The organism is Halapricum desulfuricans, assembly GCF_017094525.1.
GTDB classification, from domain to species: domain Archaea; phylum Halobacteriota; class Halobacteria; order Halobacteriales; family Haloarculaceae; genus Halapricum; species Halapricum desulfuricans.
In genome coordinates this window covers 1,768,380-1,786,863 of record NZ_CP064788.1, presented here as the reverse complement: position 1 = coordinate 1,786,863, position 18,484 = coordinate 1,768,380, and the positions used below count along the sequence as shown (strand labels likewise).

Sequence of the window (18,484 nt, the reverse complement as noted above, 5' to 3'; positions counted from 1 at the left end):
GTTACAGCTTCGAGAGCGTCTCTTCGACGTCGTCCCAGTGGCTCCCGCGCCAGAAGTGCTGGCCACACTCCCGGCAGCGCCAGACGGCCTCGTAGTCGGGTTCGGGCGCGTAGTCCGGCGTCGGCTCCTCCGGCGCGACCCGGGTCAGCGGCGCGTTGCAGGCACCGCAACGCGAGGGTTCGGCCTCGAGTTCGAGGTCGAAGCCGGCGTCGCGGAACTCGCGCAACTGATCGACCGTGTCCCGGGATTCGATCAGCACCGCCTCGGGTGCCTGTCTGGCGAGGGAAACGTCTCTGGTCACGACTGTGCGCCCCTCCGTCTGCGCGAGGGCGACGATCTCGTCGTCGTCCTCGACGCCCCGGTTCAGCGCGTAGGCAGCGTCGTAGCCACACATCCGCAGGTACGTCCCGAGCTTGCCGAGCATCGTGTCCAGCAACAGCGCCGGCTGCCGTTCGTCGCCCGACATCAGTCCAGGAACCTCCGGATCGCGCCCGGGCCTCGCGTGTTGAGCGCGTCGCCTGCTTCGGCCCAGCCCCGGCGGGCGGTATGCACCCCATAGCGCATGTACTCGTAACTGGCCGGCCGGTGGGCGTCCGTGTCGATCACGATCGTCGCGCCGGCCTCGATCGCCGCACGAACCGCCTGTCCGCCGAGATCGAGTCGCCGCGGATTGGCGTTGACCTCGAGTGCCGTCCCCGCCTCGGCCGCTGCTGCGGCCAGCCGATCGTATTCGATATTCAGCCCCGGGCGACGGTTGAGAAACCGCCCGGTCGGATGGCCGATGATATCGACCTGCGGGTGCTCGGCGGCGGCGATCAGCCGGTCCGTCCCGTCGCCGGAGAGGGCCGCGTGGGGCGAAGCGACGACGAGATCCAGCTCGGCGAGCACGTCCTCGGCGACCGAGATCGAACCGTCCTCGCCGATGTTTGCTTCGACGCCCGCGAAGACCTCGATGTCGGCCTCCGCTGCTGCCGTCCGGATCTCGTCGATCTGCTCGCGCAGCGTCGCGTCGTCGAGCCCGACGCCGCCGACCATCCCCGGCCCGGTGGCGTGGTCGGTGATCGCGACGTACTCGTGGCCGAACGCCGCCGCGCCCTCGATCATCTCCGCGATCGTGTTTTCGCCGTCCGACCAGTCGGTGTGGACGTGCAGGTCGCCACGCACCTCCTCTTCCTCGAGCAGCTCGGGCAACTCGCCGGCCGCGGCCGCTTCGATCTCGCCGCGCCCCTCCCGCAACTCCGGCGGGACGAGCGGGAGATCAAGCGCCGCGTACATCGACTGCTCGGTCTCGCCGGCGACCCGCTCGCCGACGCGCTGGCCGGCGTCGGGATCCGCAACCGCCGACACGTCGAAGACGCCGTACTCGTTCATCTTCAACTCGCGCTCGATCGCCCGGTTGCGCAGCGCGACGTTGTGGTCGCGGCTGCCGGTGAAATACTGGAGCGCGGACCCGAACTCCTCCGGAGCGACGACACGCAGATCGACCCGAACCGATCCGACCCGGAGGCTGGCTTTCGTCTCGCCGGCTTCGAGCACCGTCTCGGCCTCGCCCCAGTCGGTGAACGCCTCGACGACGCGCTCGCCGTCGTCGCTGCCGACCAGCACGTCGACGTCGCCGATCGTCGGCTTCCAGCGCCGCAGCGAGCCCGCGATCTCGACGGCTTCGACCGACGGCCGGTCAGCCAGATACGACCGCGCGGACTCCCCGAGCGGGACCGCCTCGCCCAGCAACTGTCGCTCGTGGGCCTCTCTGGCGAATTCGATGCCCTCGAGGATATTTTGCTCGGTCTTGGCACCGAAGCCCTTGACATCCTGTATTGCTCCGGCCTCGGCGGCGTCCTCCAGATCGTCGAGCGTCCGGACCCCCAGCGCCTCGTAGAGCGTCCCGACGGTCTTCGGGCCGACCCCCTCGACGCCGGTCAGCGCGTCGATCTCGACCGGCAGTTCATCACGCAGTTCTTCGAGTTCGCCGATCGACCCGGTCTCGACGTACTCGACGATCTTCGACGCGATGGCGTCGCCCACGCCGTCGATCCCCCCGACGGCCTCGGTGCCCTCGCCAGCGAGTCGCTCGATCGGTTCGGGGTGTTCGCGGACGTTCTCGGCCGCCCGCCGATAGGCCCGGGGCTTGTACTCGACGTCCATCGCCTCGAGCCGATCTGCCATCTCCGCCAGCAGGTCCGCGACGGCGTCGTTGCGGGTCATCGTTTCCCTCCCTGCGAATCGCGGCCGCCGCCCGACCCAGCGCGCGGTCCGGCGCCGCCCGTCTCGTCGCGGCCCAGCGCCTGTTTGAGAAACGTCATCCATCGCTTCCGATCGGCCGCCTCCTTTGCCTGCTTTTCGCTCTCGATGTCGGACGGCTCCAGCGACTCAAGCCCTTCCAGCGCGCGGTCGATCCCGACGATCGCCTCCGCGAGTCGCTCGCCGTCCTCGTAGGAGATCGATCCGGATTCGAGGCGGCGACGGCGCTGTCGGCGCTCGCGCCGGAGATTACGTTTGGCCCGTTCGACGCGCTCGCGCTCGCCGGGCGGGACCGTCTCCCGGCGCTTGATCTCGAAGACGAACGATCGGAGGTCGATCGGTTCCCCCTGCACGTCGATCTCCTCGGGGATGGCGGCCCCGACCGTCGCCCCCTCGCGCTCGACGCGTTCGAGCAGTTGTTTGCGCTGGTACTCTTGCACACTCCCCCGTCGGGACCCCATCGAGAAAAATCCACGCGTCCGTATCCGGTCTCCGATCGATAGCGGGCACTCGGTCCCGCATCCCGCACGTCGATCGCGCGAACCTGGCCGGGACAACCAAGCACAATCCATTTGCCCCACCGGTTCGAAAGAGCGGTAATGGCGACTTGCGACGTGTGTGGCAAGCAGACGAACATGCCGTATCAGTGCCGTCACTGCGGCGGAACGTTCTGTGCCGATCACCGCCTCCCGGAGAACCACGACTGTCCGGGACTGGACGACTGGAACGACCCCGGGGGCGTCTTCGACAGCGGCTTCGACGCCAGCGTGGAGACGCCACAGACCAGTGGCTCCAACGGGCTCGCCGCCCGACTGGGACTGGGCGGTGTCGGCGGGCCGCTCGGGTACTTCCGAGGGAACATGACCTACGTCTTCCTCGGGGCGATGTGGATCACGTTCATCCTGCAGGCGGTCGTCCTCACGGTCGGCAGCAACCAGCTCCACCGGACGCTGTTCGTCCTCACTCCGCAGCACCCCGAATACGTCTGGACGTGGGTGACATCGATCTTCGCGCACGGTGACTTCGGCCACATCGCGGTCAACAGCATCGTGATATTCTTTTTCGGCCGACTCGTCGAGGACTACGTCGGATCGCGGGACTTCAGCGCTCTGTTCATCGCGAGTGGCGCGATAGCCGGCCTCGGTCAGGTTGCCCTCCAGATCTACGAGGGATTCGGCGTCATCTCGGGCGCTGGCGGCGTCGTTGGTGCCAGCGGGGCGGGACTTGCCATCATGGGCGTGCTGACGATCCTCAACCCGAACTTGCGCGTCTACCTGTACTTCCTGCTGCCGATCCCGATCTGGGTTCTCACTGCCGGGTTTGCGGTCATAAGTGCGCTCGGCGTCTTCGGCCCGAGTCTCACTGGGAGTAACGTCGCCGACCTGGCCCACCTCCTCGGCCTGTTGATCGGGCTCGCGTACGGCCAGCGAGTCAAGGGTCGCGTTCGCGCGCCCAACCAGTTGCAGTTCGGCGGTGGCGGTCCTGGCGGTCCGGGTGGCCCGGGCGGGCCTGGAAGAGGCCGCGGGCCGTTCTAGCGATGGAGCCCGTCCGACCTGCGTTCGTCCCCGATCCGTCGCTGTCCCGCGAGGCGATGGAAGCGCTGCAGGACGAGATCGCTACAGCCGCTGTTTTCGATGACGATCTAACCTTCGATCCCGGAGACGTCACGGTCGATCGGGACGGCGATCAGCGCTCGCTCGTCGACGCCGAGCCGCCGGTGATCGCCGGTGTCGATCAGGCTTTTCTCGGTGACGACCGCGCGGTCAGCGCCGCCGTCGCGCTCCGCGCGGGCGAGGTGATCGACGAGGCCACGGCCGTCGCAGAGACGGAGATTCCCTACATCCCCGGACTGCTGAGTTTTCGGGAGGGTAACGCCGTCCTCGCGGCCCTGCAGTCGCTGTCAGTCACCCCCGATCTGACTGTCATCGACGGGAGCGGCCGGATTCACTTCCGGCAGGCCGGGCTGGCGACCCACGTCGGCGTCACGCTCGATCGCCCGACCGTCGGCGTCGCGAAGAACCTCCTCTGTGGGACGCCCCGAGAGCCGCTTCCCGACCGGTTGCCTGAGGGCGCACGGATCGCGATCAAGTCCGACGCGGACGTGACCGCGCCGGACGGGACCGTGATCGGCTACGCCTACCAGAGCCGTCAGTACGACCGCGGCTCGACCTCGATCAATCCGCTATACGTCAGTCCCGGCCATCGGATCAGCGCCGAGACGGCCGTCGATGTCGTCGAACGGACCTGCGACGGCTACAAACTCCCGGAGCCGACGCGACTGGCCGACGCGCTCGCCGACAAGGCCAAAGCCGATTTCGAGTAGTGCAGCGTGCCCCGGACTGCGTCAATACCGCCAAAAGTTCTATACCGCTCCACTCCGATCACGTAGTCGGAATGTTGCCAGTGTTACAGCAGGGGCTACCGACAAGTATCGATCAGTTCACCAGCCAGTACGGAGACTTGCTCGTCTCGTTTGGAGTCACAGTACTGTCGTTCGTTGTGACGTTCTTGATTCTCTATTTCGTCGGCAAACCGATTCTCGTCCGCATTACCAAGCGAGCGCTCAACGCACGGGAGTTCTCGTCGTCGATCGTGAGTCTCGGGTCGAGTATCGCCGGGACAATCGCCGTCTTCGGGGCGGTAGCGATCGCCGCGGTCGTCGCCGGGTTCCCGGTGATCCTCTCGGCGTTCGCGACGATCTTCGCCGCCCTCGCACTCGGATTCGCCTTCGCCGCCAGCGACATCGTGGAGAACTTCATCGCCGGCATCTTCATCATCAAGGACAAGCCCTTCGAGGTCGGCGACTACATCGAGTGGGACGGCAACGGCGGGGTCGTCCGCGAGATCAGCCTCCGCGTGTCGAAACTCGACACGTGGGACAACGAGCAAGTGACCGTCCCGAACGGCGATCTGGCGAACGGCACCGTCACCAATCCGATGGCCAACGAGACGCGCCGGGTCACCTTCGACTTCGGGATCGAGTACGACGCGAGCATCAAAGACGCCCGGTCGATCATTCTCGAAGAGGCAGCGAAGATCGACGGCGTCCTCGACGATCCGGAGCCGACCGCCCCCGTCACCGGACTCGCGGACTCCGCGGTCGTCCTCAACGGCCGCGTGTGGATCAACCCACAGGAAACCGGTGCCGGCGGCGTCAAGCACAAACTCGTCGAGAACGTCAAACGGCGGTTCGACGCGGAAGGGATCGGGATGCCGTATCCGTACACGGAACTCACCGGCGCTATCGAAGTCGAACAGATCGGACACGACGGCGCTGTCGCCGACGACTGACTCTCTCGAGTCGGCGAGAGGATCCCGAATTTACCTCGCAGCGGAGGTCACCAGTGCGTGCAGCCAGCATTGTATGCGAGCCCAGACCAAGTCCTGATACGCAAGGGCTGAACGCGAGATCGACGGAGACCGCGATGTGACACTCGACGGGTGAACCACAACGTTAGACTACCTCCAGTCCTCAGGACGGGTCGATGACCACGTCCGTCACCGAGAACGGGATCACGGCACGCTACGAGGAGACCGAGACCGAGCGCCTGCTCGTCTTCGAGCGCGAGGGCGCGACGGCCGCGATCGCTCAGAACATCGGCGGCTACGCCATGCTGAAGGTGCGGCCGAGCGCCGACGGCGACGAACTTGAGCGCTACTACGGGTTCGACATGGCGCTCGATCACGCCGCCGAGTTGCTCGGCGTCTCGCCACACGACCTGCCGGTCCCCGCGCCCGCCGACGACATGGGAATGTGACGGACGAAGGCTCTCGTCGTCACTCCTCGAGGAGTAACTCGACGAACTGTTGGGGATGCTCGACGTGCGGGAGGAGCGTCGCCTCGTCGAAGACGACCAGTTTCGCGTCGCTCGCGTCGGCCAGCGACCGAGCCGCCGACAGCGGCGTCGTCGAGGCGTCCCGCCCCCACACGAGCGTGACCGGCGCGTCGACGTCTCGAAGCCCGTCTTCGAGTGACTCGTCCGGGTCGAGGAAGCCACCGAGGAACGACGCCGGGGCGAACCGCGCGCCCTCCTGATGGGCAGCGTGCCACTCGTAGTCGAGTCGCTCGGCGGTGAGGTTGTCCATGTCGTAGTAGCCGTGATCGGCGTGGAAGTGAGTCATCGAACGCTTGCTGACCAGCGCGTTGAACAGCGCCTGTCCGACCAGCGGCGACCGGAGCAGCGACCGCACCCAGGTCCGCTTGCCGTCCCCGCCCATCGTCGTGTCGGTCGGGCAGATCAACACCAGTTCCGAGACGTCGAGATCACGCGCCGCGAGAGTGGTATAGGCGCCCGATAGTCCCGACGCGACGACCGTCGGCTCGTCGGTCAGGTCCTTGAGGAAGTCCACGAGGAACTGCTCGTACAGCGGCCCGGAGTACAAAAGCGGCGGGCGATCGGCGGTGCCGAATCCGGGCAGGTCGGGTGCGAGGACGTGATACTCCTCGGCAAGCGACTCGAAGACGGGTTCGAACTCGCGGCTGGTCGCGGCGGCGTTGATCCCGTGGACCAACACGAGCGTGGGGTCCTCGGGGTCGCCGGCCTTCGTGTACCCGACCTCGAAGCCGCGCCAGCGATACGAGCGCAGGTCGCCCGGCAGCGGCGGTTCGAGTTCTTCGGCGTTCGCCTGCAGGAGCCGATTGCCCGCGGCAACGAGGCCGAGTCCACCGACGCCGGCGGCGACGAGATTCCGAAGCTTCATGCTCACGTCTTGGAGCGAGACCGACAAATAATGTCCGCCTGGGATCGCTTCGGGTTTCCCTTCGAAATCACAGTCGGAGGAAAAGCCGCCGCTCCGACCGGGAGGAGTCGGCGCTAGATGTATCCCAGCGCGTCCTCGATGCGACCGAGTTCCGGACCGGTCGTGTCCTGCCCGGCGACGTACCCGGCGTCGTTGGCCACCAGTCCGGAGCCGACAAGCGGGCCGCCGTAATTGATCGTCCCGATATCGGCCGGCACGTCGAGCAGGTCTTCCAGCGCGTCGAGTTCGCCGTCAGTCGCTTTCGGGTGGGCGAGCACGCCCCTGTTGGTAGCGACCGCTGCCGTTCCGACGGTCTCGACGCCGGCGATGACGCCGCGTTCGACGGGCACGTCGAGCGCGTCCTTGACCGCGAGCACGGCCTCCCGCGAGAGGTCGGGGTGGACGTACGCGCCGGTGTCGTTGGCCAGCACGACGTTGCCGGCGGCGTTGATCCGACCAGGGAGTTCGACGACCGGCCGATCGAGCGCGTCGGCGATCCGATCGCGTTCCCGGTCGGTGATCCGGCTGCTGACAAGCAGTCCGTTCTCGTTGCCGGTAGCTAGCGCGCCGACCGTCCCCGATCCGCCGACAGTTGTCTCGACGGGCGAGACGGCGAGCGCGTCGACGACGGTCGAGACGATATCGCTATCGAGGTCCGGCCGGATGAGCAGACAGTCGTCGGTGGCGCGGGCGAAGACACCGACGTACGACGACCCGGAGAAGGAAGCGCGGGGCACGCTCTACTCGGCCGGTTCGGCCTCGACGACCGCCTCGCCTTCCTCCTCGAAGCGAGCGGCCCGGACCCGAAGCTTGCTCGGCGGCTTCGAGCGACTGCGCGACCAGACCGCCTCGTTGAGCGACGGGTCCAGCCGGACGGCGTCTTCCGGGACGGAGAACTGCTTTGCGAGATGCTCGCGCATGATCGCCATCGCCTTGTCCGCTCGCTCCTGTTTCGGTGCTGCCTTCGCGTCGCGAAGCGGGACCGTGACGACCCGCTCCTCGAAATCACTCGCGCTCATTATTCGTCAGTGTCACTGCGTCGCCAGTGGCGTCGCTTGGGGTTTCGCTGCACGTCCCGGTCGGTCTTCATGACGACCCACGCCGGAACGCGGCTGTTCTGTCGATCCAGTTTCGCCAGGCGCTTCTTCTTGCCCTTGGATTTCTTGCCCATAGTGTCAGACCCTTCCGCGCGGCCGCTTAAATGTGTGTTCCTTTCGGTCGGCCGCCCGGCGGCCGGCGGTTTCGCCTCCGGAAACGAGGGGGAAAGGCGTATCATATTTGAAAACTGGGGAGGTGGATCTATTTACCGGGAACGACGATAGTCGAGCCGATGCGGCGTCGTAGATTCCTCACGGCAGCGGCGACCGGGGCAGTCGTCGGCACTGCCGGCTGTATGGGTGGTGAAGTCGTCTTCTCGAAGAACGGGACAGTCAACGTTCCATCCGGATCCGGTAAAGTATTGGAACTCCCGCCGGAGGGTGAGGAGATCGAATACACGGCACGCGACGATAGGCCGTTCGTGGTGTACGTCTTCGAGCGCGAAGACGCGGTCGAGACGTACCGAGCCTACGTCAAGGACAGAGACAACGACGACATGCCCTCGGAGCGACCGACGGGACTCGATTCGCTGGGCGGCCAGGCGATCAAGCTCCAGGACGACCTCTATCAGTCCTCGACCGAAGAACGGGCCCGGGAACCGCTGAACGCCGACGGGACGGTGTACTTCGTGCTCGATAACTCCAATTACGAGGACACGGTGTCCGCACACTCGGACCCGCTGTCGATCCAGCTCGATCTGAAAGTCGTCGCAAGTAGCTTGCCGATCTAGGTGCGCCTCCGTGTGCCGATTCCGACGCTAGATGAACGCAAGCGGCACCATCAGTGCGACGCCGGAAGCGACGCCGACGATCAGTTCCCGGCGCCCGCCGCCGGGCAGACCCTCTCCCTGATCGAGTGCTTCCGGGATGAACTCAGTGAGGACGAGATAGATCATCGCCCCGGCGGCGAACCCGAAGCCGAACGGCAGGAACTCCCGGGCGACCCGGACGAACGCGAACGCGATGACGGCCCCGATCGGTTGCGGGAGACTGGAGAAGACCGCCCAGCCGACCATTCGCCACTCGTTGACGCCCATCGACCGTAGCGGGATCGAGATCGCGATCCCCTCGGGAACGTTGTGGATCGAGATCGCGACCGTCATGAATATCGCCAGCAGCGGAACGAGTTGCCCGGCGACGACGATCCCCTCGACGCCCTCGAAGCCCAGCTCGGCGAAGGACACCCCGACCGCGATCCCTTCGGGGAAGCTGTGCACGGTCAGAATCCCCAGGATCAGGACGAGCTTCTTGAAATCCGCCTCCTCGTACTCCTGTGGGTCGATATCGCTGTCGGAGAGGAGCCGGTGGCTCACGACGACCAGCACGACGCCGGTGAGCAGTCCGGCGACGAGCTTGGGGGCCGGCTGACTACCGCCGTTTTGCAGCCCCTCAAAGATCAACCCGAACACCGACGCCGCGACCATGATCCCCGACGCGAACCCCCACAGCCCGACGTTCCAGCGGTCGCCGATCTTCTCGACCAGGAAAAACGGGATCGCACCGAGCCCCGTCGCCAGCGCGGTGATCAACCCCGCGACGAACACCAGCGTCAGATTGAACCAGAGATCCATCGATCCCGGCTACGGGCTTGCGACACTTAAGACTTATCAGTAATATTATCACTTTGGCCGACCTAAGTCGTTCGGCCGGCCTAACAGCAGGTTGCAGGCGACGAGTCCGCGTCTCGTCTCGTGCGGGTTTTATTACAATTCGAACGATTCGAGCGTCGAGTACTCGGGGCCGTCGTTCGTGAGGGTACTCTCGGTGAGTCGGACCTCTTCGACGCGGAGGGATCCGACGTCGGGGTCGCGCTCGCGCACGATCTCCTGAACCAGTTCCTTGCCACCGGCGTGGTTCATCCGCGCGATCGTGACGTGGGGCGTGAACTCGTGGTCTTCCGGATCGAAGCCCATTCCGACGGCCCGGTCCTCGATCGCCTCGTGCAGGGCGGTCAGCCGGTCGCCGCCCTCGCGGACGCCCAGCCAGACGACGCTGATGTACTCTATCGAGGGGAACACGCCGAGGCCGCCGAACGTCGCCTCGAACGGGTCGACACCGGAACCCTCGACAGCTGTTTCCAGTTCCTCGATCAGCGAGGGTATCCGATCCTCGTCCGTGTCTCCGAGGAACTTCAGCGTGACGTGTGCCTGGGCTGGATCGACGGATTTCAGCCCGCTTGCGCCCTCGAACAGCTCCTGCACGGCTTCGACTTCCGCGGCCAGTCCGTCGAGGTCGACGCTGACGAACAGTCGCTTGCTCATGCGTTTCCGTTCGTCGGCACGTCTGAAAATCGGTCCGGTTGCGGAGTGCTCGGTTAATCCGACGGCGAGACTGTCACCGAGGTGTCGACGTTCCGGACGGCGCTGACCGAGTAGACGATACTGCCGGCGAAAAGCAGCAGGCTCCCGACGACGAACAGCGCGCTGAGCGGCGACATCGGGTCGACGAACAGCCAGTACAGCGGCGCTGCGATGGCGGGTCCGGCCGCCAGCCCAGCGATCTTGGCCACGAGCGGTCCACAGCACCCGCAGGTACACGTCCCGACGACGGCGGCGCTCCCGGCCGTTCCCTCGGTGAACCCGGCCCGCTGTTCGGCGCGCCACTGGCGGGCGATGAGCGCGCCGTTTAGCCCGATGAGCCCGCTCAGGGTTCCGAGGATCAACAGTTGGCCGGGCGAGACGGCCAGAAACAGCGGGACGTGCGGGAGCGCGATCTCGAGAGTGGGCCAGGTGACGAGCTGGTAGATCGTCGGCAGGACGGCGACCGTGACCTCGTGGGGGGCGCCCTCCTCGGGGAAAAACGAGAGGTAGCCGGTCACGCCGAAGAAAAACACCAGCAGGACGACGGCGGTCCCGAGGCCGAACCGTCGGGCGACCCGGTCGCGCAGGACGGCCCGGAGCGCGTCCCCGGCGTCGGTCCAGAGCACGTACGCCACGGCGACAGGAGTCGCAAGGACGATCGCGTAGCCGAGCGGGTGCGAGTCGCTCGAACCGGGGATCAGGTAGGGGTAGGCGATCCACAGCCCCATCAGGACGCCGAGCAGCGCGTACCGCGGGCGGGTCGGCCAGCGGAGCCGACCGACGAGCACGCTCCCGGCCGCGACGGCGGTGCCGACCGACAGCGCAAGCGGCTGGTACCACGCCCGGGGGAACGGCATCGAACGCGCGGTGTAGGTCGGGTCCGGGGACAGCCCCTCGAAGAGGACCGTCCCGAGTACCGTGAGCGAGAGGCCGACGAAGACGCCGTACAGGGCGAGCGTGGGGCTGGATCGGCCCGTTCGCTTGAGGAGTGCGCTCCCGACGAGGACGGCGATCCCGACCAGCGCGAGCGCGACGCCGTGGCCGGACGTGATCCCGCCGGTCGCGGTCGTCTCGTGTGCGGCGGCGACCGGAACCTGCGTGAGCGCGATAGCACCCGCGATCACTGCAAGGATCGGGCGTGACGGGCCAGCGTCGGGACGCGGAGTCCGCGCCGGGCCGGGCGGGTCCAGCGACATCGGGACGGCGTTGCACGCCGAGACGCATGTAACTGACTGTAGCGGAAATCGATCGGCGCTCCGGGCGATGCAGTCAAGCGGCTGGACGCCGTACACTGGTCGATGACTGATATCGAACCGTCGAACGTCCCGGTCTACGAGACCGACGCCGAGCGACAGATGCTCTGGGAACGCAACGCCGGCGACGGACAGCCGGTCCTCGTGATCCGGAACGCCCGGCGCGGCTGGATCGTTCGCTACGACCTGTCGCATCTCGACGCCGAACTGCGCCCGGAAGCCGTCCAGTGCCTCCGCGATCAGGTGGGCGACCGGCGACCGTACCCGACCGGTACCGACCCGATCTCCCAGGCCGAAGGCGTCGGCGGTGAGGCGGGGCCGATCTCGGGCGACCTCCACGAGTCCAGCGAACGCGCCGCCCGGGAACTGGCCGCGTACGTCTCGCGGTTCGTCTTTGACCGGGAACACTGGACGTGACCACCGTCGCCGGTCGCGGACGCTAGTTCGCCGTCGAGACGACCTTGATGACGTCGCCCTCTTCGAGCGCTTGCTCGTCGCTGATGCGCATGTCCTCGCGGGCGTCGACGGCGTGGAGATAGCCGTCGCCGATGTCGGAGTGGACGGCGTAAGCCAGATCCGTGGGGGTCGAACCGCTCGGCAGGAGGAAGGCGTCGGGCAGGACGTTGCCCTGCCCGTCCGTCCAGTGAGTCGCGTCCTGCACGGGATAGACCGTAATGTGATCGAGCAGGTCGTAGACGGCGTAATCGAGCGCCTCCTGAATCCCGGTACCGCCCCACTCGGCCATGACCTCACGGATCCGCTCTAACCCTCGCTGTTGCTGTTCGCTCACGTCGCCGACGATCTCGAAGTCCGCGTCGCCGGGATCGTACTCGATGACGCCGCCCTCGGCGGCCTTCCTGAGTGCGAGTTCGCCGTCCGCCGTCGCGGGAACGACCGCGTCGGCGGCCTCCCGCAGTCGTTGCAGGTTCTCCTCGGGCGCGATGTCGGCCTTGTTGGCGACGACGACGATCGGCTTCGTCCGCTGGCGGATGTCCTCGGCCAGCGCCTCGCGGTGGTTGTCGGCCCACTGGAGCGGGTCCTCCGGGTGGTCGAGTTCGCGCAGCGCTCGCGAGACGTCGAGTTCGCTCGCGCCGACGCCGCTGAGCAGATCGACCAGTGCCTCGTCCAGATCGAAGTCGGGCGACCGGGAAGCGCGCTCGACCGACTCCCAGTTGCGATCGACGATGCTGGCCAGCCACAGGTCAAGTTCCGTCTCGATGAAGTCCAGATCGGAGAGGGGGTCGTGCTCGCCGACCTCGACCGGTTCGCCCTCCTCGTCGGTCGCGCCCGCCGCGTCGACGACGTGCAGGATGACGTCGGCGTTCGAGAGTTCGTCCAGGAACTGGTTGCCCAGCCCCCGCCCCTCGTGCGCGCCCGGGACTAGCCCCGCGACGTCGAGCAACTCGACGGGGACGTAGCGCTTGCCGTCGTGGCAGTGCTCGTTCCCGCAACGCTGCTGCAGGTCGAGACAGGGACAGTCCGTTCGAACGTGGGTGACCCCGCGGTTGGCGTCGATCGTCGTGAACGGGTAGTTGCCCACGTCGACCTCGGCCATCGTCGCCGCCTGATAGAAGGTTGACTTGCCGGCGTTGGGCTTTCCGGCAAGCGCGATCGAGAGCATACCTCCGAGTGGGTGGCCCCGGTCCAAGGGGATTTCGATCGTGCGGGTCTCCGGGCCGAGGTGCCCGACCGGAACGCATCGGCGACCCGAACACTCATCTCCCATCCGACAGATATGCAGGCATGGACAGACGACTCGCGATCGGCGTGCTGACGGGTGCGGCGCTGGGCGTCCTCTGTATCGTCGGCGTCGGTCTCCGGATCGGGTTCGAGGGGAACGAACTGTTCCTGATCGCGATGTGGTACAACCGGGTCGTCATGGGGCTGTTGATCGGGCTGGCCGGCGGACTCAGGATCGTCGACTCGGAGTACAACGTCCTCGTCAGGGGCGTACTGCTGGGGCTCGTGGTGACGACGGCGATCACGCTCACCAGCGAGTTCCGGGACTGGCCGAGTTTCCTCGCCGGCGTGGCCTACGGCGCGATCATCGACTGGGTCGCGACTCGATACGGCCGACAGGATCAGCCGGATTGAGCGACCCGTTCGATCATGCGATCGGGGGGATCGACCTCGCCGGTGACGTTCGTTCCGTCGTAGTCTTTGACCGTCAGGAGGATCGGTTCTTCTCCGACCAGCCAGTAGAAGGTGTAGCGCTTCGTCTGCGTGACGACCCCTGTCTCGGGAGCGGCATCGCTGTCCGCCTCGCTGATCGTGAACGGTGCTGTATGCTGAGTACTCATTGTGGTAGCCATAACTGCACGTGCCGGTAGGTTCCGACCGGTAATAAGCCTTTATTCAGAGGCGAGTTAATACTTATATGAGTGATAGCATGGAACATGAAGTCCTAGAGGGATACTGGTGGCTATACGTTCGGAAAGATATCTGGCACGACGGCGTGCCAGATCATTTCGAAATGGTATAGCCACCAGTATGACCCCGGTTGACTGCGGCTGGGACGGGCATGTCGGTCCGGTGTGTCGCCAGTCCGATTTTCCGATTTGATAGGCCGGAGCGTATTTTTATAACCCGTCGTGCCCGATCCCCGGACAACGGTAGAGATGAGCTCCGACACGCGGTCCGCGCGAGTGTGCGTCACGAACGCCAAGGGCGGGACCGGCAAGACGACGATCGCGATCAACGTCGCGGGGGCGCTCAACGAGCGTGGCCGCGACGTCCTGTTCGTCGATCTCGACCCGCAGGGCAACGCGACGGAGGGGCTGGGCTTGCTTGACGCCTACGACAGGGCGCCGCCCACGTTCTTCGACGTGTTGACCGACCATCGCCAGCGCGATCGGGCCGGCGAGTTGGTCGTCGAGCACGGGGAGATGGACGTCCTGCCGAGCAACATCGACCTCCTGCAGGCCGAACACGAGCTGACGATCGCCGACCTCGTCGCTCGCGTCAAAGACGACCCCGAACTCGCGGTCGATCCGTCGGCGCTGGCCTCGCTGGGGATCAACGTCACTCCGGAATCGGTCTCGGGCCCGCACGCGCTGGACGTGCTCGACGAGGCGCTGGCGGGCATCGAAGACGAGTACGACTACGTGATCATCGACTCGCCGCCGTTTTACGGCAAACTGACTGACACCGGGATCTACGCGGCCCAGCACATTCTGGTGCCGGCGCTGACGGAGGCGACCTCCGAGCGGGCGATCGAGCTGCTCATCGACCAGATGGCGGCGCTGGAGGGACAGACCGGCATCACCGTCGAGACGATGGGCGTCGTCGCCAATCGCGTCGAGAAGACCAACGAAGACCGACAAATGCTGGCGTGGCTCAACGAGGTCTTCGACGAGTTCCCGGTCTGGGAAGTCCGAAAACGGGTCGCGCTACAGCGCGCGTTCAAGGCGGGGAAATCGGTGTTCGCCGCGGACGAGCAGGTCGACATGGCGGACGTCTTTCTGGACATCGCCGCGGCGTTCGACGAGCGGTTCGGATTCGCCAGCGACAGTACACACGAGGTAACACATGACTGACGACGATGACGACCGCATGGAACGGGCGAAACGTATCCGACGAATGCGCGAGGGGCGTCGCACCGGTTCGGCCGACCACGACGAGGCCGACTCGGACGATGGCGGCGCTGACTCTGACGGAGCCAACCCGATGGACGATGGGGACTCGAACGGCGCCGATTCGGGCGACGGGGCCGAGAGCCCGAATCCGTCCGAAACTGCCATGACCGACGACGTGCCGGACGAGTCAGAGTGGTTCGAGGAGTCATCCGGCACAACCGGATCGGATTCGTCGTCCGACGAGAGCGCCACACCCGACTCGAGCCGGGACGACACGCCCGGTTCCGAACCGGGAGACGACGCGGCGGCGGCTGTCTCGTCCGCGGCCGCAGCTGCGGCGGCGTTTGAGGACGATACCGGAGACAGCGAGTCGAACGGGGGCGAAACGAGCCCCGCGGACGACGAGGACGACGTACAGCAAGCCAACGACGGCACGTCCGAAACCGACCAGCCGATGGAGATCGAGGGGCCCGCGGCAACACAGTCAGAGGAAACAGAACGCACAGACGAGGAGATCCGCGTGCTGGAGTTCCGCCTCGGGGACGAGCAGTACTGTCTGAACATCCAGCACGTCGAGGAGATCGTCAAAGAGGAGACGGTCACGCGCGTGCCGAACACCCCGGAACACGTTCGCGGCGTCGTCGATCTCCGGGGCCAGATCACCACGATTCTCGATCCGAAGGTGTCGCTGGGAATCGACGAGACCGACGACGAACAGTTGATCGTCGTCTTCGACGAAGGGACCTTCGACGAACAGGGCCACGTCGGCTGGGTCGTCGACGAGGTCCGGCAGGTCATGCCGATCACGGAATCGGAGGTCAAGGATTCGCCGCTCGACGAACAGGCGGTCAACGGCGTCGTCGAACGCGACGGCGAGTTCGTGATCTGGGCCGAACCCGAGGTCGCGCTCCTCGACGACTGACCCGCCTGACCCGCAATCACTGCAACTCTTCGGCGAGCAGTTCGACCGCATCTCGGACGGCACCGATCGAGGTCAGGTACCCGACACCAACCGATCGCTTGACCGTTGTCGCCGCCGCGCCGCGGAGGACCTGCGGACCGACCTTCGCGACGGCACCGTCGCCAACGCTGACCAGCCACCCGAGCTGATCGTAGTCGTATCGTTCGAGCCGGGGCTCGAGCCCGCGCGCGCCCTCGCGGTCGTACGCGAGCAACGCCGCGAGGTTCTCCGCGGCGACCGGGGCCTGCCTGATCGCGGTGTGTGCGCTCGCAGGGGCGGGACGGCCGTCGATGTCGGTCACTCGGGCCGCGTCACCGAGCGCGAACGTCCGGTCCGCCAGTCGAAGCGTCGCCGGGACCGCCGGCCGGTGAGAGACGGCCTCGGTCCCCCGGATTCCGCCGGTCCAGACGAACTGGTCGTAGGCGAGTTCCGACCCGTCTTCGAGCGCGATCGTCGCGTCGTCCGCTCGCTTGACGCCCGATCCGGTCCGGACCTCGATCCCGCGAGCGTCCAGCTCCTCCCGGAGCGCGCGGCGCATGTCCGCGGGGAACCCGGGCGCGATCGTGTCGGCCTGTTCGAGCACCGTCACCGTCGCGTCGGCGTCCTGCTCGCCAGCCAGCGCCGCGAGTTCGCCCGCGACCTGAATCCCCGACAGTCCCGCGCCGCCGACGACGATCCGGCCGTCGCCCTCAAACGTCTCGAGTGCCCCGGCCCGGACCTGTCGGGCGTGTTCGATCGTCCGCAACGGGGTCGCGTGCTCGCGGACCCCTTCCAGTCCGTAGAACTCCGTCTCGACGCCGAGCGCGACTGCGCCCGCGTCGTACTCGACCGTCTCGCCGTCGGAAAGCGTCGCGACCTGCCGATCGGGGTCGATCTCCGCTACCCGTTTCTGGCGGTGGCGGGCGCGATCGAGCACCTCCTCGAAAGGCAACGCGATCGCCTCGGCGATGTCGGGCCGTCGCACGACGCGATGCACCTCGTGGCGCACGGTGTGGGTCGGGCTCTCGTCGAAGAGAACGATCTCGTCTGTCGCCGGGAGCCGCCGTTCGAGCCTGCGAACGAGCGGAAGGCCGGCGTAGCCGCCGCCGAAGACTGCAACTCGCATACCTCACGTTGGGACTGAAACCCCCTAAACGCGCGGGTCCCGGTGACGTGCTGTTCAAAGCGCCGCGCGCTCACATTCGGCAGTGTGTGTGACACGTCGATCCAATAACAAAGGACTGATTTATTCGCTCGTAGAATAACGTTGTGATGGCGTCGGACGACCTACTCACGTCGCTGGAGCACATCGCCGAACGGCTAGACTTCGGCGAGTACGAGGCGAAAGCATACCTGACGATCCTCGAGCACGGCGAGCTCACGGCCGCGGAGATCGCCGAATACACCGACATCCCCCAGCCGCGGGTGTACGATACCGTTCGGAGCCTCAGCGACAGCGGGCTGGTCGAACTCCGGGAGTCCAGACCGATGAAGGTCCTGGCGATCGATCCCGACGAGGCGTTCGCGGACTACCGGGACTCGCTGTCGTCGCTCGTCGACGGGCTCGGGAAACGATACACGAAACCGGCCCGCGAGGCGGAGGGCGTCTCGCTGGTGAAGTCCCGGCCGACGATGCTCCGGTATCTCGAAGACGTGATCGAGTCGGCCGAGTACGAGCTGATGGTGTCGCTGACGCCCGACCTGCTCGATCGGTTCCACGAGACGCTGGCGTCGGTCAAGGACACCGGCGTCTCGGTCGAGATCCTGCTCTCGCCGGCCGCCGCGGTTCCCGGTCCGGAGGAATTCGACTACGTCGACGTGGCCACGACCGTCCGGACGCGGCGCGGCGTGACGACGCCGATTGTCGCCGTGGCCGACGGCGAGTACGCGATGTACGCCACCCGCGAGGGGATCGAAGGTGCGGAGGACCGCTACGGCGTGATCTTCAACCGGTCGGAACTGGGCTTTCTGCTGTCGGGCTTTCTGAACACGGTCCTGTGGACGACCGCAGAAACCGTGGTCGATGAGCCCATCTCCGACCGGTTCCCGCGCCGATACGGGACGATCCGGCGATGCGTTGCCGACCTGTCGCGACTCGAGGGGACCTACTACGCCTCGATCGACGGGCGAGACGTCGAGACCGGCGAGCACACGCTCGTCGAAGGGCAAATCGTCGACGTGACCGCGGAGAGCAACTGGATCGCGGCGTCGATACTCGTCGACACGGGCGATCGTAAGATCGAAGTCGGCGGGCAGGTCGCCGCGCTCGAGGACATCGAGGCACACGAGATCGTCGTCGGGACGGACGGTCCGCCAGGCGTGTGAACGGGACGCCGCC

The 18,484-nt window shown here is 66.4% G+C and carries 23 protein-coding genes; 10 read left to right on the top strand and 13 right to left on the bottom strand.

Annotated elements, in window-relative coordinates; all coding sequences use genetic code 11:
- Window position 1 precedes the first annotated feature (1 nt).
- From HSR122_RS09235 to HSR122_RS09225, 3 genes are read right to left on the bottom strand one after another with little or no spacing between them, the layout of a single operon-like run.
- A complete protein-coding gene (locus HSR122_RS09235) occupies window positions 2-466 on the bottom strand; it encodes a Mut7-C RNAse domain-containing protein (RefSeq protein ID WP_229109417.1) in 465 nt (154 codons plus the stop codon).
- Window positions 466-2,205, bottom strand: a complete 1,740-nt coding sequence (gene polX, locus HSR122_RS09230; RefSeq protein ID WP_229109416.1) for a DNA polymerase/3'-5' exonuclease PolX — start codon at window positions 2,203-2,205, stop codon at window positions 466-468. Before polX ends, HSR122_RS09235 begins: the two co-directional genes overlap by 1 nt.
- Window positions 2,202-2,681 carry a DUF5788 family protein gene (locus HSR122_RS09225; RefSeq protein WP_229109415.1) on the bottom strand — a complete coding sequence of 160 codons (480 nt, stop codon included), beginning with the start codon at window positions 2,679-2,681 and terminating at the stop codon, window positions 2,202-2,204. The genes polX and HSR122_RS09225 overlap by 4 nt, the downstream gene beginning before the upstream one ends.
- Window positions 2,682-2,840: 159 nt before the next feature.
- Here HSR122_RS09225 and HSR122_RS09220 point away from each other — a divergent pair, with 159 nt between their 5' ends.
- The 4 genes from HSR122_RS09220 (at window position 2,841) to HSR122_RS09205 (ending at window position 5,999) form a co-directional block, all read left to right on the top strand.
- Window positions 2,841-3,776, top strand: coding sequence for a rhomboid family intramembrane serine protease (locus tag HSR122_RS09220; protein WP_229109414.1), 936 nt, complete (start codon window positions 2,841-2,843; stop codon window positions 3,774-3,776).
- 2 nt (window positions 3,777-3,778) lie between these two features.
- Complete coding sequence (locus HSR122_RS09215) at window positions 3,779-4,564, top strand: endonuclease V (RefSeq protein ID WP_229109413.1); 786 nt, start codon at window positions 3,779-3,781, stop codon at window positions 4,562-4,564.
- Between the two features lie 71 nt (window positions 4,565-4,635).
- On the top strand, window positions 4,636-5,532 hold the full coding sequence (locus HSR122_RS09210; protein WP_229109412.1) for a mechanosensitive ion channel family protein: 897 nt from the start codon (window positions 4,636-4,638) through the stop codon (window positions 5,530-5,532).
- A 194-nt stretch (window positions 5,533-5,726) separates the two neighbouring features.
- Window positions 5,727-5,999, top strand: a complete 273-nt coding sequence (locus HSR122_RS09205) for a DUF7111 family protein (protein WP_229109411.1) — start codon at window positions 5,727-5,729, stop codon at window positions 5,997-5,999.
- A 19-nt stretch (window positions 6,000-6,018) separates the two neighbouring features.
- On the opposite strand, the gene HSR122_RS09200 is transcribed toward HSR122_RS09205, so the two are convergent.
- The 4 genes from HSR122_RS09200 to HSR122_RS09185 form a co-directional block, all read right to left on the bottom strand.
- Window positions 6,019-6,942: an alpha/beta fold hydrolase gene (locus HSR122_RS09200; protein ID WP_229109410.1), complete on the bottom strand. Its 924-nt coding sequence runs from the start codon at window positions 6,940-6,942 to the stop codon at window positions 6,019-6,021.
- Between the two features lie 113 nt (window positions 6,943-7,055).
- Window positions 7,056-7,718 (bottom strand): translation initiation factor IF-6, encoded by a 663-nt coding sequence (locus HSR122_RS09195; protein WP_229109409.1) that lies wholly within the window; start codon window positions 7,716-7,718, stop codon window positions 7,056-7,058.
- Between the two features lie 3 nt (window positions 7,719-7,721).
- Entirely contained in the window at window positions 7,722-8,000 is a 279-nt protein-coding gene (locus HSR122_RS09190) for a 50S ribosomal protein L31e (protein WP_229109408.1), read from the bottom strand.
- A complete protein-coding gene (locus HSR122_RS09185) occupies window positions 8,000-8,152 on the bottom strand; it encodes a 50S ribosomal protein L39e (RefSeq protein WP_229109407.1) in 153 nt (50 codons plus the stop codon). Before HSR122_RS09185 ends, HSR122_RS09190 begins: the two co-directional genes overlap by 1 nt.
- Before the next feature lie 159 nt (window positions 8,153-8,311).
- Between HSR122_RS09185 and HSR122_RS09180 the strand changes: the two genes are divergently transcribed.
- Window positions 8,312-8,809, top strand: a complete 498-nt coding sequence (locus HSR122_RS09180) for a twin-arginine translocation signal domain-containing protein (protein ID WP_229109406.1) — start codon at window positions 8,312-8,314, stop codon at window positions 8,807-8,809.
- Between the two features lie 27 nt (window positions 8,810-8,836).
- On the opposite strand, the gene HSR122_RS09175 is transcribed toward HSR122_RS09180, so the two are convergent.
- From HSR122_RS09175 to HSR122_RS09165, 3 genes are all read right to left on the bottom strand, one after another.
- On the bottom strand, window positions 8,837-9,649 hold the full coding sequence (locus HSR122_RS09175; protein WP_229109405.1) for a ZIP family metal transporter: 813 nt from the start codon (window positions 9,647-9,649) through the stop codon (window positions 8,837-8,839).
- Window positions 9,650-9,781: 132 nt separating this feature from the next.
- A complete protein-coding gene (gene thpR / locus HSR122_RS09170; protein WP_229109404.1) occupies window positions 9,782-10,339 on the bottom strand; it encodes an RNA 2',3'-cyclic phosphodiesterase in 558 nt (185 codons plus the stop codon).
- 53 nt (window positions 10,340-10,392) lie between these two features.
- Window positions 10,393-11,574, bottom strand: coding sequence for a hypothetical protein (locus HSR122_RS09165; protein ID WP_229109403.1), 1,182 nt, complete (start codon window positions 11,572-11,574; stop codon window positions 10,393-10,395).
- A 102-nt stretch (window positions 11,575-11,676) separates the two neighbouring features.
- Here HSR122_RS09165 and HSR122_RS09160 point away from each other — a divergent pair, with 102 nt between their 5' ends.
- Complete coding sequence (locus tag HSR122_RS09160) at window positions 11,677-12,048, top strand: hypothetical protein (protein ID WP_229109402.1); 372 nt, start codon at window positions 11,677-11,679, stop codon at window positions 12,046-12,048.
- A gap of 22 nt (window positions 12,049-12,070) precedes the next feature.
- Here the strand turns inward: HSR122_RS09160 and HSR122_RS09155 are convergent, their stop codons facing one another.
- Window positions 12,071-13,252, bottom strand: a complete 1,182-nt coding sequence (locus HSR122_RS09155) for a redox-regulated ATPase YchF (protein ID WP_229109401.1) — start codon at window positions 13,250-13,252, stop codon at window positions 12,071-12,073.
- 122 nt (window positions 13,253-13,374) lie between these two features.
- Here HSR122_RS09155 and HSR122_RS09150 point away from each other — a divergent pair, with 122 nt between their 5' ends.
- Window positions 13,375-13,725: a hypothetical protein gene (locus HSR122_RS09150; protein ID WP_229109400.1), complete on the top strand. Its 351-nt coding sequence runs from the start codon at window positions 13,375-13,377 to the stop codon at window positions 13,723-13,725.
- On the opposite strand, the gene HSR122_RS09145 is transcribed toward HSR122_RS09150, so the two are convergent.
- Window positions 13,713-13,943 (bottom strand): hypothetical protein, encoded by a 231-nt coding sequence (locus HSR122_RS09145; RefSeq protein WP_229109399.1) that lies wholly within the window; start codon window positions 13,941-13,943, stop codon window positions 13,713-13,715. The two genes, HSR122_RS09150 and HSR122_RS09145, sit on opposite strands and share 13 nt — an antisense overlap.
- A gap of 306 nt (window positions 13,944-14,249) precedes the next feature.
- On the opposite strand from HSR122_RS09145, the gene HSR122_RS09140 reads away from it, so the two are divergent.
- Together HSR122_RS09140 and HSR122_RS09135 are read left to right on the top strand one after the other, a co-directional pair.
- Complete coding sequence (locus HSR122_RS09140) at window positions 14,250-15,167, top strand: ParA family protein (RefSeq protein WP_229109398.1); 918 nt, start codon at window positions 14,250-14,252, stop codon at window positions 15,165-15,167.
- Window positions 15,160-16,128 (top strand): chemotaxis protein CheW, encoded by a 969-nt coding sequence (locus tag HSR122_RS09135; protein ID WP_229109397.1) that lies wholly within the window; start codon window positions 15,160-15,162, stop codon window positions 16,126-16,128. The genes HSR122_RS09140 and HSR122_RS09135 overlap by 8 nt, the downstream gene beginning before the upstream one ends.
- Window positions 16,129-16,144: 16 nt before the next feature.
- Here the strand turns inward: HSR122_RS09135 and HSR122_RS09130 are convergent, their stop codons facing one another.
- Window positions 16,145-17,272 (bottom strand): NAD(P)/FAD-dependent oxidoreductase, encoded by a 1,128-nt coding sequence (locus tag HSR122_RS09130; protein ID WP_229109396.1) that lies wholly within the window; start codon window positions 17,270-17,272, stop codon window positions 16,145-16,147.
- Window positions 17,273-17,418: 146 nt separating this feature from the next.
- Here HSR122_RS09130 and trmB point away from each other — a divergent pair, with 146 nt between their 5' ends.
- Entirely contained in the window at window positions 17,419-18,471 is a 1,053-nt protein-coding gene (gene trmB / locus HSR122_RS09125; protein ID WP_229109395.1) for an HTH-type sugar sensing transcriptional regulator TrmB, read from the top strand.
- Window positions 18,472-18,484 lie beyond the last annotated feature (13 nt).